13 protein-coding genes are annotated in these 15,891 nt (G+C 65.8%); 9 read left to right on the forward strand and 4 right to left on the reverse strand.

What is annotated here, in order from left to right:
* The first annotated feature begins 76 nt into the window (after nucleotides 1–76).
* Entirely contained in the window at nucleotides 77–1,414 is a 1,338-nt protein-coding gene (gene proS / locus DQG17_RS01085) for a proline--tRNA ligase (protein WP_116130915.1), read from the forward strand.
* A gap of 519 nt (nucleotides 1,415–1,933) precedes the next feature.
* On the opposite strand, the gene DQG17_RS21560 is transcribed toward proS, so the two are convergent.
* Together DQG17_RS21560 and DQG17_RS01090 are read right to left on the reverse strand one after the other, a co-directional pair.
* A complete protein-coding gene (locus DQG17_RS21560; protein WP_157973476.1) occupies nucleotides 1,934–2,119 on the reverse strand; it encodes a hypothetical protein in 186 nt (61 codons plus the stop codon).
* Nucleotides 2,120–2,356: 237 nt separating this feature from the next.
* Nucleotides 2,357–3,949 (reverse strand): NAD(P)H-hydrate dehydratase, encoded by a 1,593-nt coding sequence (locus DQG17_RS01090; protein ID WP_116130916.1) that lies wholly within the window; start codon nucleotides 3,947–3,949, stop codon nucleotides 2,357–2,359.
* A 178-nt stretch (nucleotides 3,950–4,127) separates the two neighbouring features.
* Here DQG17_RS01090 and DQG17_RS01095 point away from each other — a divergent pair, with 178 nt between their 5' ends.
* The 6 genes from DQG17_RS01095 to DQG17_RS01120 all read left to right on the forward strand — a co-directional run bounded on the left by DQG17_RS01095 (nucleotide 4,128) and on the right by DQG17_RS01120 (nucleotide 9,818).
* The gene (locus DQG17_RS01095) at nucleotides 4,128–4,466 is read left to right on the forward strand and encodes a P-II family nitrogen regulator (protein WP_116130917.1); all 339 of its coding nucleotides are present in this window, start codon (nucleotides 4,128–4,130) and stop codon (nucleotides 4,464–4,466) included.
* Nucleotides 4,467–4,519: 53 nt separating this feature from the next.
* Nucleotides 4,520–5,926: a type I glutamate--ammonia ligase gene (gene glnA / locus DQG17_RS01100; protein WP_116130918.1), complete on the forward strand. Its 1,407-nt coding sequence runs from the start codon at nucleotides 4,520–4,522 to the stop codon at nucleotides 5,924–5,926.
* Between the two features lie 245 nt (nucleotides 5,927–6,171).
* Complete coding sequence (locus DQG17_RS01105; protein ID WP_116130919.1) at nucleotides 6,172–6,657, forward strand: DUF1499 domain-containing protein; 486 nt, start codon at nucleotides 6,172–6,174, stop codon at nucleotides 6,655–6,657.
* Nucleotides 6,658–6,854: 197 nt separating this feature from the next.
* Nucleotides 6,855–8,075, forward strand: coding sequence for an NAD-dependent epimerase/dehydratase family protein (locus tag DQG17_RS01110; protein WP_116132517.1), 1,221 nt, complete (start codon nucleotides 6,855–6,857; stop codon nucleotides 8,073–8,075).
* A gap of 5 nt (nucleotides 8,076–8,080) precedes the next feature.
* The gene (locus DQG17_RS01115; protein ID WP_116130920.1) at nucleotides 8,081–8,923 is read left to right on the forward strand and encodes a glycosyltransferase; all 843 of its coding nucleotides are present in this window, start codon (nucleotides 8,081–8,083) and stop codon (nucleotides 8,921–8,923) included.
* A 10-nt stretch (nucleotides 8,924–8,933) separates the two neighbouring features.
* Nucleotides 8,934–9,818, forward strand: coding sequence for an NAD(P)-dependent oxidoreductase (locus tag DQG17_RS01120; RefSeq protein WP_116130921.1), 885 nt, complete (start codon nucleotides 8,934–8,936; stop codon nucleotides 9,816–9,818).
* 84 nt (nucleotides 9,819–9,902) lie between these two features.
* Here the strand turns inward: DQG17_RS01120 and DQG17_RS01125 are convergent, their stop codons facing one another.
* A complete protein-coding gene (locus DQG17_RS01125) occupies nucleotides 9,903–13,064 on the reverse strand; it encodes an efflux RND transporter permease subunit (RefSeq protein WP_116130922.1) in 3,162 nt (1,053 codons plus the stop codon).
* 3 nt (nucleotides 13,065–13,067) lie between these two features.
* On the reverse strand, nucleotides 13,068–14,219 hold the full coding sequence (locus DQG17_RS01130; protein WP_157973477.1) for an efflux RND transporter periplasmic adaptor subunit: 1,152 nt from the start codon (nucleotides 14,217–14,219) through the stop codon (nucleotides 13,068–13,070).
* Nucleotides 14,220–14,660: 441 nt separating this feature from the next.
* Between DQG17_RS01130 and DQG17_RS01135 the strand changes: the two genes are divergently transcribed.
* Together DQG17_RS01135 and DQG17_RS01140 are read left to right on the forward strand one after the other, a co-directional pair.
* On the forward strand, nucleotides 14,661–15,269 hold the full coding sequence (locus DQG17_RS01135) for a HupE/UreJ family protein (protein ID WP_116130924.1): 609 nt from the start codon (nucleotides 14,661–14,663) through the stop codon (nucleotides 15,267–15,269).
* Between the two features lie 8 nt (nucleotides 15,270–15,277).
* The gene (locus DQG17_RS01140; protein ID WP_116130925.1) at nucleotides 15,278–15,886 is read left to right on the forward strand and encodes a HupE/UreJ family protein; all 609 of its coding nucleotides are present in this window, start codon (nucleotides 15,278–15,280) and stop codon (nucleotides 15,884–15,886) included.
* Nucleotides 15,887–15,891 lie beyond the last annotated feature (5 nt).

Here is a 15,891-nt window from a genome sequence, read left to right on the forward strand (position 1 = left end):
TCCGAGAGGCCGGGGGGTGGAAAACCGCCCGGCCATTGCGTAACGGGAGACAAACCTTCGAAAGGGACACCAGAGCATGCGCCTGAGCCGCTATTTCCTGCCCGTTCTGAAAGAAAATCCGTCGGAAGCGCAGATCGTCAGCCACCGCCTGATGCTGCGCGCCGGAATGATCCGGCAGCAGGCCGCCGGCATCTATTCCTGGCTGCCGCTCGGCTATCGCGTGCTGCGCCGGCTGGAGCAGATCGTGCACGAGGAACAGCAGCGCGCCGGTCACATCCCGCTGCTGATGCCGACGCTGCAATCGGCCGATCTGTGGAAGGAATCGGGGCGCTATGACGCCTATGGCCCCGAGATGCTGCGCATCCGCGACCGCCACGACCGCGACATGCTGTACGGGCCCACCAACGAGGAGATGATCACCGACATCTTCCGCAGCCATGTCGGCAGCTACAAGGACCTGCCGCTGACGCTCTATCACATCCAGTGGAAGTTCCGCGACGAGGTGCGGCCGCGCTTCGGGGTGATGCGGGGCCGCGAGTTCCTGATGAAGGACGGCTATAACTTCGACCTGACCAAGGAAGACGCGCTGCACGCCTATAACCGGCATCTGGTGAGCTATCTGCGCACCTACGAGCGCATGGGGCTGCAGGCGATCCCGATGCGGGCGGATTCGGGGCCGATCGGCGGCGACGACACCCACGAATTCCTGGTGCTGGCCGATACCGGCGAATCCGAGGTGTTCTATGACAGCCGCGTTACCGACATCCGGCTCGGCGCGCGCGACATCGACTATGACGACAAGGATCAGTGCCGCGGCGTGATGGAGGAGTTCACCGCGCTTTATGCCCGCACCGACGAGACCCACGATGCGGGACTGTTCGAGCAGATCCCCGAAGACCGCCGCCGGGTCGCGCGCGGCATCGAGGTCGGGCAGATCTTCTATTTCGGGACCAAGTATTCCGAGCCGATGGGGGCACTGGTCGCCACCCCGGACGGCGAGCGGGTGCCGGTGCACATGGGCTCGCACGGGATCGGGGTCAGCCGGCTTGTCGGCGCGCTGATCGAGGCCAACCACGACGACAAGGGCATCATCTGGCCCGAGGGGGTGACGCCGTTCCACGCCGGGATCGTCAACCTCAAGCAGGGCGATGCCGATGCCGATGCCGCCTGCGAGGGGCTCTATGCCGCGCTGCGCGCCCGCGGGCTCGACCCGCTCTATGACGACCGCGAGGAGCGGGCGGGGGCGAAGTTCGCGACCATGGACCTGATCGGGCTGCCCTGGCGGATCACGGTCGGGCCGCGCGGTCTGAAGGCCGGGGTCGTCGAACTGACCAGCCGCCGCACCGGCGAGAGCGAGGAACTGGCGCCCGAACTGGCTGTCGCGCGCATTGCCGAGATTTATGCCGGGCTGTGAGCGGGTGGGCGCATCGGGGCCGTCGGTGGGTTTTTGAGTAGGCTCGGAAACCCAAGTGGCCCCGTTCGGGTCGAGGCGTTTCCCTAGGGCAAGTCAGAAAGGCCGCCGCGCGGCCTTTCTCCGGCCGCAGCATTTGGCCAAGAGGAAGTAGTGATAATAGCAGCATCCGCGCTGTCGTCGGATGGGAACGCGAGCGTTCACACGATATCCCAAGGACCCTCGATCCGTCGGCACGGGCGCGGTGGCATTCGCCCTGTTTAACTGTGCCAAGCTGACCGCAAAGGAGCGCGTGCCCCGGTAACCGAGATCCAGGGCGTTTGTGGGATTTTCCCGCGCACTTTCCGGGCGTCTTCCGAATTCGAGCGGGCCTTGTCGGACGTGGAAGACCGGGTTGGATTCGCTTTGTGATGTTCGCGCAGGTAAATCCTGATCAATTGCGATAGTGATTTCCCGCTCGCATTGGTACCGGCGAGAAGCCACTCCTCGATCTCGGGAATGAGCGTTACTACCATGCGCTTGCTAGTCTTTGCGATCTCCGAGGAGGTCCCAAAGATTTGCCGCGGCGAAGGACAGCCCCAGAACGATCCCCATTTCCGAGATCGCGCTTCCGCCAAGTGGCAGGAAGCCAAAGAGATCGGGCGCCGCGCCTTGTGCGACGGTCAGAAGTACCAGCACGGCACTGCCGAATCCGAACATGATTCTCATCCGCGTCTCCATAGCAAATGGCGTCCAAGGAACATTAGCACAGGCAGAAAGCTCTCCCGGCCGAATTGCTGCAGTGCGGCATGGAAAGTCCTGCGACTAGTTTTCGACCGCAGGCGAAGCCTGCCCGGCCCAACGGCTGCCCCTGCTTCCTTGATGCAGGATCGGCGGGCGGGAGCGGCGCGGCTCCCGGTCGGTGCGGAATTCTCGGGCGGCATCGGAGCAGGCCCGGTCAGGCCCTTACAGCCCCAGATCGCGCAGCACCTGCGGCAGGCGCTCCGGCAGGTCCTCGGCAATCAGTCCGGGGCCAAAGCTGCGCGCGGCCTCGACATGCAGCCAGGCGGCGGTCTCGGCCGCAGTCACGGGATGCAGCCCGCGGGCGAGCAGGCCGGTGATCAGGCCCGACAGCACGTCGCCCGCACCCGCGGTCGCAAGCCAGGGGGCCGCACGGTCATAATGGGCCGAGTGGATCACCGCACGGCCGTCCGGATCGGCGATAATGGTATCGGCGCCCTTCAGCAGCACGGTACAGCGCGCCCGCGCCGCCGCCGCGCGCGCCGCGTCGAGCCGGGACATTGCCGGGCCGACCTTTGCGGGCTCTCTCAACTCGCGCCAGATCTCGGGGAACAGCCGGGCGAATTCTCCGTCATGCGGGGTCAGCACGACGTGCGAATGTACCATGGCAAAGAACCGCGGCTGTTCGGTGGCAAACGAACTGAGCGCATCGGCGTCAAGCACGGTGGGTCGCCGGCTGGCAAGCGCTGTGGCCACCAGATCGCGGGTACCGGCCCCGACGCCCAGCCCGGGGCCAAGGCACAGCGCGTTCAGCCGCGTGTCTTCCAGGATCGCTTCGAGTTCCGTGGAGCCGTTGCAGCGCGTCAGCATGACCGAGGTCAGGTGTGCGGCAGTTTCCGCCATGGCGGTGCCGGGGGCGGCCAGCGTCACCAGCCCCGCGCCGACCCGTAGCGCCGATCGGGCAGCAAGGCGCGCCGCACCGGTATGGCCCGGCCCGCCCGAGAGGATCAGCGCGTGGCCATAGTCGTATTTGTGGCGCGCCTCGTCCGAGGTCCCCTTGCCCAGCCGGGCAGTGGCGGGGCGGGCAAGACGGGTGGTTGCGACGGCGGGGGCTGCGCCGTCGGGCAGCGCGTCGAGGCCGATATCGGCCGTGGCGAGCGCGCCGCACCAATATGGTCCCTCGTCCAGCACATGGCCCAGCTTGGGGCGGTGGAACGACACCGTCAGGTCCTGGCGCAGCGGTTTCGCCCCCGTGGCGGCGCCCAGCACCCGGCCCGAATCCATGCACAGTCCCGATGGCGCATCGACCGCGACCCGCCGCGCCCGGCCCGGCGGCAGAGCAGCGTCGAGATCGTGCAGCTCGGTCATCAGATCCTCGGGCAGCGGCCGTGTCAGCCCGGTGCCGAAGATCGCGTCGATCACGAGGTCGGGCACCAATGGCTCGGCCGCGCCGCCGAGCCGGTGCATCATCCGCCAGTCGGCCAGCGCCAGGGTCGGCCCATAGGCGGCCCAGCGGTCGTGATTGATCGCGGCATCGGGCGGCAGCCGGTCCCTTTGGCCAAACAGGTAGCATTCGGCGCGCCAGCCGCGTTGCGCCAGCAGCCGGGCGATGACAAAGCCGTCGCCACCGTTGTTTCCCGGCCCGCAAAGCACCATCGCCTGACCCGGTTCGGTACCGAGATCGGGCCAGCGGGCAAAGACTGCCTGCAGCAGGCCGGCACCCGCGCGTTCCATCAGCGCAAGACCCGTGGTGCCGCCAGATGAAATCGCCGCCTGTTCGATGGCGCGCATTTGGGCAGAAGTCAGGACTTCGGTCATCGTACGACCCTCTCGTTTTCCCACGTTGTCTAAATTACACTCATATTGCCCAACTTTTAATCTCTCGGTTCCGAAACCGGCCTTTGGCATTGACCCACCCCGCGTCTTGAATTGTTCCTTGCCCGGTATGATGGTCTTTCCCGTTACCGGGACGGATCACAGGGGAGTCGGCCGCACCATGAAAAAAATCGAGGCGATCATCAAACCCTTCAAGCTGGATGACGTGAAAGAGGCCCTTCAGGACGTCGGTGTCCAGGGGCTGAGCGTTATCGAGGTGAAGGGCTTTGGCCGGCAAAAGGGTCACACGGAGCTGTATCGCGGTGCGGAATATGTCGTGGATTTCCTGCCCAAGGTGAAGATCGAGGTCGTTCTTCCGGACGATCAGGTCGAGGCGGCGGTGGATGCCATCATGGCGGCCGCCCGGACCGACAAGATCGGCGACGGCAAGATCTTCATCTCGAGCGTCGAGCAGGCAATCCGCATCCGCACCGGCGAAGAAGGCGACGACGCGCTCTGAGCCAACATCCTAAATGCGACCAGTACAACTGAAGACAAGGGAAACAAGGTCAAATGAGCAAAGAAGACGTTCTCAAGACCATCAAGGATGAGGAAGTCGCCTATGTCGACGTCCGCTTCACCGATCCGCGCGGCAAGCTGCAGCACGTGACCGTGATGTCGGACCAGGTCGACGAGGATTTCCTGGAAGATGGTTTCATGTTCGACGGCTCGTCGATCGCCGGCTGGAAGGGCATCGAAGAGTCCGACATGAAGCTGATGCCGGATGTATCCTCGAGCTACATGGATCCGTTCTACGCCGAGAAGACGCTCGCCATCCACTGCTCGGTCGTCGAGCCGGACACGGGCGAACCCTATGACCGCGACCCGCGCGGCACCGCCGAGAAGGCCGAGGCCTATCTGAAGTCGACCGGGATCGGCGATGCGGCCTATATGGGGCCCGAGGCCGAATTCTTCATCTTCGACGACGTGCGTTTTCAGGTCGGGATGAACAAGGTGTCCTTCGAGGTCGACGCGATCGACGCCTCTTGGAACACCGACACCCAGTACGAGATGGGCAACATGGGCCACCGGCCCGGTATCAAGGGCGGCTATTTCCCGGTCAACCCGATCGACGATGCCCAGGATCTGCGCTCCGAGATGCTCTCGACCATGAAGCGGATCGGGATGAAGGTCGACAAGCACCACCACGAGGTGGCGAGCTGCCAGCACGAGCTGGGTCTGATCTTCGGCACGCTGACCAAGCAGGCCGACGAGATCCAGAAGTACAAGTACATCGTGCACAACGTGGCCCATGCCTATGGCAAGACGGCGACCTTCATGCCGAAGCCGATCTCGGGCGACAACGGCACCGGCATGCACGTCAACATGTCGATCTTCAAGGATGGCAAGCCGGTGTTCGCCGGTGACAAATATGCCGACCTCAGCGACGAAGCGCTCTATTACATCGGCGGTCTGCTGAAGCACGCCAAGACGCTGAACGCCTTCACCAACCCCGGCACCAACTCCTACAAGCGCCTGATCCCGGGCTTCGAGGCGCCGGTGCTGCGCGCCTATTCGGCCTCGAACCGCTCGGGCTGCATCCGGATCCCGTGGGCCGAGAACCCCAAGGCCAAGCGCGTCGAAGCCCGCTTCCCCGATCCCTCGGCCAACCCCTATCTGGCCTTCTCCGCCCTGCTGATGGCCGGTCTGGACGGGATCAAGAACAAGATCCATCCGGGCGAAGCCATGGACAAGGACCTCTACGATCTTCCGCCCGAGGAACTGGCCGGCATTCCGACCGTCTGCGCCTCGCTGCGGGAAGCCATGGATTGCCTCGCGTCGGATCACGAGTTCCTGCTTGCCGGCGACGTGTTCACGCCGAGCCAGATCGAGGGCTACATGGATCTCAAGTGGGAAGAGATCTATGCCTACGAGCATTGCCCGCACCCGATCGAGTACAAGATGTACTACAGCTGCTGATCCGGCCCTTGCGGCATGGATCGAAAGGGGCGCCTCCGGGCGCCCCTTTTGCTTTGGCGATGCTGCCCTCAAAGCGCGAACAGCCGGTGCCGCAGGGCGACAGGGCATTCGCCGCGGAGCCCGGGACCTGCGTCTGCGCCGCCGCGCGCGCGAATTTCCGTGGGATGGTTGCGCAGCGCCAAAAGCTGTGATCCGCTTGGGGGGCAGGCGGCAGTGGCCGCCCGGCGGCGACAGGAGCGTGCGCAATGCAGGTCTTGATTCTGGTTTTTGTGGTCGGTCTGGCCGCCCTGCTGGTGGTGTTCCGTATGGCGCCCTCGGACCCGAAGCGATGGCACGTGGATCCGGCAACAGGCGTCTCAGGGAACGGGCGGTTCGTGGTCGCTCCTGCGGGCGGCGACAGGACGGGTCCTGTGGTGCCGCTCGCCCCGGAGGCGATGCTGCAGCAGATTGACCGCATTGCCGCGGCGACGCCGCGGACCTGCCGGCTGGCAGGCGATCCCGCCTCGGGGCGGGTTACCTATATCACTCGCTCGCGGGTCTTCGGGTTTCCCGATTATACCAGCGTCGCCGCGATGGCAGGCGACGGCGGGGCGCAGCCGGTGATCTTTGCGCGGCAGCGATTTGGAAAGTCGGACCTGGGCGTCAACCGCAAGCGGGTCGAAAGCTGGCTTGCCGCGCTGGAGCGGGGCGAGGGCGCCGCCGGTCCAACCTCGCAACCTTGCCAGCGCTGAGGACGCACCTGGTGCAGGCGCACGCGCGATGTCTGTCGGTCCCGACGCCCGGCGTCGGGGCCGTCGGAGCGAGGAGCATCGGTCGGATCCGGCCGAAACTGTCGCATTTCTTTCATTCGACATGCATCCCGTGCAGGAATATGCGAACAGACCAGCGATAGTTAAGCAAACCGGTCGGTGGCCGGAGGGAGATGACGATGCGTATTGCGGTTCTCGGCGGTGACGGTTTCTGTGGCTGGCCAACTTCGCTTCACCTGTCAAACCTCGGCCACGAGGTTCACATCGTCGATAACCTGTCGCGTCGCTGGATCGACACAGAGCTTGGCGTGCAGTCCCTGACGCCGATGGATTCGATCCAGGAACGCTGCCGGATCTGGAAACAGGTCTCGGGCAACGAGATCAAGTTCCACCTGCTCGACATTGCCAAGGAATACCAGCGCCTGCGCCTGTGGCTGGAGGAATACCGCCCCGACGCCCTGATCCATTTCGCCGAACAGCGCGCCGCGCCCTATTCGATGAAATCGGACCGCCACAAGGTCTATACCGTCGACAACAACGTCAGCGCGACGCACAACCTGCTGACCGCGATGGTCGAGACCGGGATCGACGCGCATCTGGTCCACCTCGGCACCATGGGCGTCTACGGCTATTCGACCATCGGCGCGCCGATCCCCGAAGGCTATCTGGACGTGTCGGTCGAAACCGACAGCGGCGCCAAGGGGATGGAGATCCTCTATCCGACGAAACCCGGCTCGGTCTATCACATGACCAAGTCGCTCGATCAGATCCTGTTCCAGTTCTATGCCCAGAACGACGGGGTGCGGATCACCGACCTGCATCAGGGCATCGTCTGGGGCACCAACACCGATCAGACCAGCCGCCACGAGCAGTTGGTCAACCGCTTCGACTATGACGGCGATTATGGCACGGTGCTGAACCGGTTCCTGATCCAGGCCGCGATCAACTATCCGCTGACCGTGCATGGCACGGGCGGACAGACCCGCGCCTTCATCCACATTCAGGATACCGTGCGCTGCATCGAACTGGCGCTCGGGGATGCGCCCGAGGCGGGCAACCGCGTCAAGATCTTCAACCAGATGACCGAAACCCACCGGGTGCGCGATCTGGCCGAAATGGTGGCGGGCATGACCGGCGCCAAGATCGCCTGGCTGCCGAACCCGCGCAAGGAAGCCGCCGAGAACGAGCTGATCGTGAAGAACGACAACTTCCTCGCCCTCGGGCTCGACCCGATCCGTCTGCAGGAAGGTCTTCTGGACGAGATCGTCCATATCGCCGAGAAATATGCCCACCGGGTCGACCGCAAGTTCGTGCCCTGCGTCTCGGCCTGGACCAAGGATCTGGCCAAGAAGGTCGTGCACGACCCCGAGGCGGCGCCGCAGCTCAAGTCGGTGTCCTGACCGACATGGCCGACGGACTGATCGCGGACCGCCCGGCCGGTGGTCCGCACGCCTTCGTGACGCTTGTCACCAATGCCGACTATGCGCTGGGGGCGAAGGCGCTCGTCCGGTCGATCCGCCTGACCGGCAGCACCGCAGATTGCGTGGTGCTGCATACCGGCGGCGTCGCGGCCGAGGATCTGGCGCCGCTCGTGTCGCTTGGCGCCCGGCTGGTGAAGACCGAGCTTCTGGCCACGTCGGACGCCTTCAACGAGGCCCATGCCCGGGCCCGGATCCACGGCCTGAACCCGTTTACCAAGGGCGAGAAGCCGCCCTTTCACACGCCACTCGACAATTTCGCCAAGCTGCGGCTGTGGCAACTGGTCGAATACGACTCGGTCGTGTTCATCGACGCCGATGCGCTGGTGCTGCACAACATCGACCGGCTGTTCGGCTACCCCGAATTCTGCGCCGCCCCCAACGTCTATGAAGGCCTCGCGGATTTCCACCGCATGAATTCCGGCGTCTTCACCGCCCGGCCGAATGTCACGACCTTCGAGTCGATGCTGGCCGCGCTCGACACGCCGGGGGCGTTCTGGAAGCGCACCGACCAGACCTTCCTGCAGCATTTCTTTCCCGGCTGGCACGGGCTGCCGGTGTTCGACAACATGCTGCAATATGTCTGGTTCAACATGCCGGACCTGTGGGACTGGGCCTCGATCCGCGTCCTGCATTTCCAGTACGAAAAGCCCTGGCAGGATCCCCACCCGAAGGCGGCCCAGCTTGCGCCGCTGATCGCGCTGTGGGAGGCCTTTGCCGGCGACGGGCCGGTGCCCGAGATTGCGAGCCTTCCGGGGCCTTTGGAGTGAGGGCCGCAGGGTGAGAATCGCCGTCACCGGCGGCACCGGGCTGGTCGGCCGGTTTGTCGTCGAGGCAGCGCTGGCTGCGGGCGACGAGGTTGTCGTGCTGGGGCGGACTGCGCCGCCGGAGAACTTCTTTTCCCGCCCGGTCCGATTCCTTGCCCACGATCTGCGTGCACAGGCACCGGCGCTCGACAAGTTCGAGGCGCTGGTCCACGCCGCTTTCAGCCATCTGCCCGGCCGCTATCGCGGCGGCGAGGGCGGAAACCCCGAGGGGTTTCTGGCCGACAACCTCGAGGGCAGCCTGCGGCTTTTCCGGGCTGCCAAGGCGGCAGGCGTGCGCCGGGCGGTGTTCCTGTCCTCGCGCGCGGTCTATGGCGCATATCCCCCCGGAACGGCCCTGAACGAGGCGACAGAGCCACGGCCCGACACGCTCTATGGTGAGGTCAAGCTGCGGGCCGAACGGTCGCTGGCGGCGCTCTGCGGCCCCGGATTTGCCACGGTCAGCCTGCGGGCCACCGGTGTCTATGGGCCGGCCGGCCCCGGGCAGCGGCACAAGTGGCAGGACCTTTTCGAGGCCTTCGCACGGGGCGAGGCGATTGCCCCGCGGGTCGCGACCGAGGTCCATGGTGCCGATCTGGCCGCGGCGGTTCGGCTTGCGCTGCACGCCGATCCGGCGGCGGTGTCGGGGCAGGTCTTCAACGTCTCGGACATCCTGCTTGACCGCCGTGATCTGCTGGGCGAGGTCGCGCGGCTGACGGGCACGTCTGCGCCGCTGCCGCCGCGGGCCGATGCGACGAAAGTCAATGCGATGGAATGCGACCGGCTGTTGGCATTGGGCTGGCGCCCGGGCGGCATGGATCGGTTGCGTGACAGCCTGCCCGGGATGCTCGGTCAGCCCTGAGGACCTGCGCGGGGCGTCCGGCGGGGCATTTTCAACAATTGGCTGGCGCCGGGACCGAAGCCCCGGCGCCCGATCTCTCGATCATCAGGCAGAAGGTTCGTCGCCGCCGGAATGGCCGGTGCTGTCCTTGCCCTTGCCAAGGCCGTGGACCCATTCGCGGAAGTTTTGCGCCACGACATAAAGCGACGGGATGACAAAGATCCCGACCGCGGCAGCGGCCAGCATCCCGTAGAAGACTGGCGTGCCGACGCCCTGACGCGCAAGTTGCGAGGCGCCTGTCGCCACCACCAGCGGATAGAGCCCGGCGACGAAGGCAAGGCTCGTCATCATCACGGCGCGGAACCGGGCCTTGGCGCCGAGGATCGCGGCCTCGGTGATCCCCATGCCGTGTTTGCGCCGATCCATCGCGAACTCGACGATCAGGATCGCGTTCTTGGCCGCCAGCGCGATCAGCACGACAAGCCCGATCTGCGCATAGAGGTTGTTGTCAAGCCCGGCGATCCGCAACCCGATCATCGCGCCCGCCATGCCAAAGCTGACCGACAGCAGCACCGCGACCGGGATCGACCAGCTTTCGTACAGCGCGACGAGGAACAGATAGGCGAACAGCAGGGCAAGCACGAGCACGATCTGGGTGGTTCCGCCGGCCTTGATCTCCTGGAGCGCGGTGCCGGTCCAGGCATAGGTATACCCGGGCGGAAGCGAACTGGCCGCGACCTCCTGCATCGCCGTGATCGCCTCGCCCGAGGCGACGCCGGGTGCTGGCCCGCCCGAGACCGTCACGCTGCGGTAATTGTTGAACCGCACCAGAGACTGCGGCCCGAGCACCATCTCGGGCCGGGCAATGGCCGCGACAGGCACCATTTCGCCGGCGGCATTTCGCACGTGCAGCCGCGAGATGTTGTCGACCGTGGTGCGATAGGGCGCATCGGCCTGGATGTTGACCTGCCAGGTCCGGCCGTAAAGGTTGATGTCGTTGACGTAATATCCGCCAAGGTTGGCCTGCAGCGCCGTGAACAGGTCCGACAGGTTGACGCCGAGGGTCTCGAGCCGCTCGCGGTCGATGTTGAGATAGACCTGAGGCGTGTTGGCGCGGAAGGTGGTATAGACCCCGGCAAGCCGCGGGTCGGAATTGGCCGCAGTGACCATCCCCACCGCCGTCGCGCCCAGATCGAGCGGGCTGCCGCCCTGCAGGTCGAGAAGCTGCATCTCGAACCCCGCGCCAGTGCCGAGCCCGATGATGGGCGGCAGGTTGAACGGGATCGCGATGCCGCCGGGCAGGCGCGAAAACGCCGCCCGCGCCTTTCCGATCGCGGCATCGACGGATTTGTCGGGGTCGGTGCGGTCCTCGAACGGCTCCATCATCGCAATGGCGAAGCCGCTGTTGGATTTCACCAGCCCGTCGACAAAGCTGTAGCCGGTGACGGTTGAGACATGCGCAACCCCGGGAAGGCCTGACAGGATGCTCTCGACCTCGTCCATCACGGCACTGGTGCGGTTGACGGAGGCCGCATCGGGCAGCGCGACCTCGGTGAAGAACACGCCCTGATCCTCGACCGGAAGGAATCCGCCCGGGGTCGTCTTGAACAGGTATCCGGTGGCGAAGATGCCGAAAGCCAGCAGCGCGAGGCCCAGCACCATGCGCCGGGCAATCGCCCCCATGACGACGCCATAGCCGTCGCGGGCATTGTCGATGCGCCGCGAGACCCAGGCCAGCGGGCCTTTGGGCGGCCCCGAGTGGCGTTTGAGCAGCAAGGCGCAGAGCGCAGGCGACAGGGTCAGCGCGTTGATCGCCGAGATCACCATCGAGAACGAAACCGCGACCGCGAATTGCTGGAACATGGTTCCGGTGATGCCCGGGATGAACGCCGTCGGCACGAAGACCGACAGCAGCACCAGCGTGATCGCGATGATCGGCGCGGTGATTTCCTGCATCGCGACCTCGGTCGCCTGCGGCACGGTCAGTTCTGGCCTGTCCGCCATCACCTTCTCGACGTTCTCGATCACCACGATGGCGTCATCGACGACGATGCCGATCGCCAGCACCAGCGCCAGCATCGACACGGTGTTGAGCGACAGCCCGAGCGCCAGCATGAAGGTCAGCGCACCGATCAGCGACACCGGGACGGCGATCAGCGGGATCAGCGTCATGCGGAAGCTGCCGAGGAACAGGAAGACCACGATGATGACCAGAACGAAGGCCTCGGCCAGCGTCACCAGCACCTCGTGGATACTGGCGTTGACGAAGGTGACCGAGTTATAGGGGATTGCCCATTTCACGTCCTTCGGGAACGAGTTCTCAAGCTCGGTGAGGGCGGTCTCGATGGCCGCCGCGCTTTGCAGGGCATTGGCGCCGGGCGCGAGATAGACGCCGATCATCGCCGCGGGCTTGCCGTCGAACTGGCTGTAGGAATCGCTGGTGCGTGCGCCAAGGTCGACGCGCGCGACGTCCCGCACCCGGACCTGTCCGCCCTGTTCGTCCGAGCGGATGATGACGGCGCCGAATTCCTCGGGCGTCGACAGCCGGCCCTTGGTCTGGATCGTCAGCTGAAGGGTCGGATCCTCGACCATGGGCTGGGCGCCGATCCGGCCGACCGCTGCCTGCACGTTCTGCGAGCGCAGCGCCGCGATCACGTCCGAGGCGGTCAGCGACAATGCGTTCATGCGGTTGACGTCAAGCCAGATCCGCATGGAGTAGTCCTGCGCGCCGAACAGCGAGGCATCGCCCACCCCGACCGACCGCTTGATCGTGTCGAGCATGTTGATGGTGGCAAAGTTCGACAGAAACAGCAGGTCGTGTTCGGGATTGTCCGAGGTCACGACGACCAGCATCAGCAGCGCGGACGACCTTTTCTTGGTGCTGAGGCCGGAACGGGCGACTTCGTCGGGCAGGGAGGACTCGGCCAGGCTGACGCGGTTCTGGGTGTTGACGGTGTTGAGGTCGGGGTCGCTGCCGGGCGCGAAGGTGACCGACAGGTTATAGCTGCCGTCCGATCCCGACGTCGACTTCATGTAGATCATGTCGCTGACGCCGATCACCTGCTGTTCGATCGGTTGGGCGACGGTGGCCTCGACCACCTCGGCCGAGGCGCCGGGATAGCGGGCGGAGACGGAAACCTGGGGCGGCACCACGTCGGGCAATTGTGCGACCGGCATCCGGGTCAGGGAAATCACGCCGGCAAGCGTGAGCACGATCGAGATGACCAGCGCCATCCGGGGGCGGGTGATGAAGACCTTCGAGATCATGGTCTAGTTCTGCTCGGTCGGAATGGGGGCCGCTTGCGCGGCGGGCTCTGCGTCGACCTTCATGCCGTCGCGGATCCGTTGCAGGCCCTCGGTCACCACCTGGTCGCCCTTCGCAAGGCCCGAGCCGACGATGGCGAGCGCGCCACTGGTGCGTGAAACCGCAATCGACCGCTTGGCGACGGTGCCGTCGCCATCGACGACCATCACAAAGTAACCGGCCTGATCCTTTTGCAGCGCCTCCAGCGGGATCGTCAGTTCCGGCGGCTGGTTCTGGTTGGCAAGGATGACCGTCACCAGCTGGCCGTCGCGTAACAGGCCGTTGGGGTTGGGAAAGCTCGCGCGGACGAGGATCGTGTCGGTGCCGCGCTGGACCTCGGCATCCAGCACCGCGAGGGTGCCTGTCTCGGGGTATTCCTCGCCGTTGGCAAGGATGAGCCGCGCGCTCGGGCGCTCGGCCACGTCATCGCCGCCTTCGGTCTTGAGACTGGCCTGATAGTCGAGCAGCAGCGCCTCGGCGATCGGCACGGTCACATAAATCGGATCGACGCTGAACAGCGACACGAGGGCGCCGGAATCGAGGCTGACAAAGGCGCCGACCGCAATATCCGTCAGGCCGACACGGCCTGCGAAGGGCGCAACGATCTTGGTATAGGACAGATCAAGCTGGGCCTGGCGCAGGCTTGCCTGCAGCTCCTGGATCTGGCCCACGACATTGCCCACCTGGGCCTCGGCCTCCTGTGCCGTCGCCTGCGAAACGGCCTGACGCTTGACGAGTTCGGTCTGTCGGTTGAATTCGATGTCGGCAAGCTTCTTTTGTGCTTCGGCCGAGGCGATCTGACCCTCGATCCGGGCGACCGCGGCTTCGTAGGCGTCGGGTTCGATCTGGAACAGCACGTCGCCCTCGGCCACATTCTGGCCTTCGCGGAAGTTCACCGACTGGACGAAGCCAGCACTGCGGGCGCGGAGCGCGACCCGGTCGACAGCATCGACCCGCCCGGTGAAATCAAGGCTGTTGCCGACACTCTGCATGCTCGCCGGCACCACGGTGACAAGCGGGGTCGGGGCAGCAGCCTGCTGGGCCGCGGCGGGCAGCGATACCGTACTCAGCGCCAGAAGGCAGAACGCGAGAAGGCGGGATGGGATCGTCCTGAACACGTCGAGACCTCGTCCTTGTCTGTGGAGGAGCCTGCAGCAAGCGGGCGGGCATCCTGCGGCTGGAATGGTGCGTCTGCCCATCCCGCTGGTTCGGTGCGGCGCCGAATTGCACATATCGGACCGGCACGGCCAAAGCGGCCGCCCTTTTCCGTCTATCCCGGCTGATGCCGTGGCGGCAAGGAAAAGCCTGCAGGGACGGGGCGATGGCCTGCGTCTGGGTGCCACGGGGGGCGGCAGGGCGGGTGTCGGTGCGAGCGGGGCGATCTGTCGCGCATTGCGGCTTCCCGGAAAATCCCTGCGATTTTCGCACCGCTCTGTGGCCGCCCGGCCGGTCCGACGCGGGTCTGGCGACCGGGACGGCGGGTCCGGTGGCGGCAGGTTGTTGCAACTGCCCATGGATGGACTAGGGTCCGCGAGTTCACTTCTCACAGGATCTGCCCGATGGTTAAAAGCCCCCGCCCGACTCTTCGCCTTCTGCCCTGTCTTGCGCTGGTTCTTGTGCTGGCGGCGGCCGGACCGGCGCTTGCGCATACCGGCGTGGGCTATGGCGGCGGTTTTACCTCGGGCTTCCTGCATCCGGTGCTTGGTTGGGACCATGTTGCCGCGATGGTCGCCGTCGGCCTCTGGGGCGCCTTCCTCGGCATGCCGGCAATCTGGGTACTGCCGGTGGTGTTTCCGCTCGTCATGGCGTTCGGGGCGATCCTTGGCATTCTCGACGTGCCGGTTCCGGCGATCGAGACCGGCATCGCGGCCTCGGCGGTGGTGCTGGGGGCGCTGATTGCCATGGCGGTCCGGGCGCCTTTGTGGATCGCGGCGGTGATCGTCGGATCCTTCGCGATCTTTCACGGCTATGCCCACGGCGCCGAACTGCCGGAATCGGCCAATGCCTTTGCCTTTGCGGTCGGGTTCGTGATCGCGACCGGGCTGCTGCATCTGACCGGTATCGCCTTTGGAATGCTGGTGAAGACGCCGGCGGGTGAAAAGACGGTGCGCGCGGCGGGAGCGGTGATCTCGCTTGCCGGTGTCGCGTTCCTGTTCGGTTGGGTCTGAGCCGCGGCATGCGCCGCTTTCCTGCGCTGGCGGCCGCGCTGGCAGTGATGCCGGCGCAGGCCTTTGCCCACAGTTCGGTCCCGGGGATCGAGGGTTTCTACACAGGCTTCATCCATCCCCTCACCACGCCGGCGCAGATCGTCGCCCTTCTGGCCACCAGCCTGCTGATCGGGCAGTTCCGGCCGTCGCGCTACGGGGTGCTGGGCGGTGGCTATGTCGCGGCACTGCTGGCGGGGCTGCTGTTCGGCGACCCGCTGGCCGACCTCGACCCGTGGCTGTTCGGAACGGCGACGCTGGCGGCCGGTCTTGCGGCGCTGCTGCCGGGGCGGGTCCTGCCGCTGGCCGCGGCGCTGGCGGTTGCCGCAGGCTTTCTGCTCGGCGCGGGGTCGGTGCCGGACGCAGGCGGGCCGCTCAAGGACCGGATCTTCACCATGGCGGGGTCGATGCTGGGTGGCACTGCGCTGATGCTCTATGCCGCCGGTCTGGCGACGGTCGCGCTCGACAAGATCCGCCGCAACTGGTTTTCGATCGGCCTGCGCATCCTGTCGGCCTGGGTCGCGGCAATCTCGGCGCTGATGCTGGCGCTCGCCCTTGCGGTGCCGGGGGCGAGCGTCTGAGCGCC

This window comes from Tropicimonas sp. IMCC34043 (assembly GCF_003390845.1).
Classification (GTDB): domain Bacteria; phylum Pseudomonadota; class Alphaproteobacteria; order Rhodobacterales; family Rhodobacteraceae; genus Tropicimonas.

Coding starts and splice junctions, on each gene's coding strand:
- DQG17_RS01110 (WP_116132517.1), top strand. CDS start 6,855: ATGCGTATTGCGGTTCTCGGCGGTGACGGTTTCTGTGGCTGGCCAACT.
- DQG17_RS01135 (WP_116130924.1), top strand. CDS start 14,661: ATGGTTAAAAGCCCCCGCCCGACTCTTCGCCTTCTGCCCTGTCTTGCG.
- DQG17_RS01095 (WP_116130917.1), top strand. CDS start 4,128: ATGAAAAAAATCGAGGCGATCATCAAACCCTTCAAGCTGGATGACGTG.
- DQG17_RS01115 (WP_116130920.1), top strand. CDS start 8,081: ATGGCCGACGGACTGATCGCGGACCGCCCGGCCGGTGGTCCGCACGCC.
- DQG17_RS01105 (WP_116130919.1), top strand. CDS start 6,172: ATGCAGGTCTTGATTCTGGTTTTTGTGGTCGGTCTGGCCGCCCTGCTG.
- proS (WP_116130915.1), top strand. CDS start 77: ATGCGCCTGAGCCGCTATTTCCTGCCCGTTCTGAAAGAAAATCCGTCG.
- DQG17_RS01140 (WP_116130925.1), top strand. CDS start 15,278: ATGCGCCGCTTTCCTGCGCTGGCGGCCGCGCTGGCAGTGATGCCGGCG.
- DQG17_RS21560 (WP_157973476.1), bottom strand. CDS start 2,119: ATGAGAATCATGTTCGGATTCGGCAGTGCCGTGCTGGTACTTCTGACC.
- DQG17_RS01090 (WP_116130916.1), bottom strand. CDS start 3,949: ATGACCGAAGTCCTGACTTCTGCCCAAATGCGCGCCATCGAACAGGCG.
- DQG17_RS01125 (WP_116130922.1), bottom strand. CDS start 13,064: ATGATCTCGAAGGTCTTCATCACCCGCCCCCGGATGGCGCTGGTCATC.
- glnA (WP_116130918.1), top strand. CDS start 4,520: ATGAGCAAAGAAGACGTTCTCAAGACCATCAAGGATGAGGAAGTCGCC.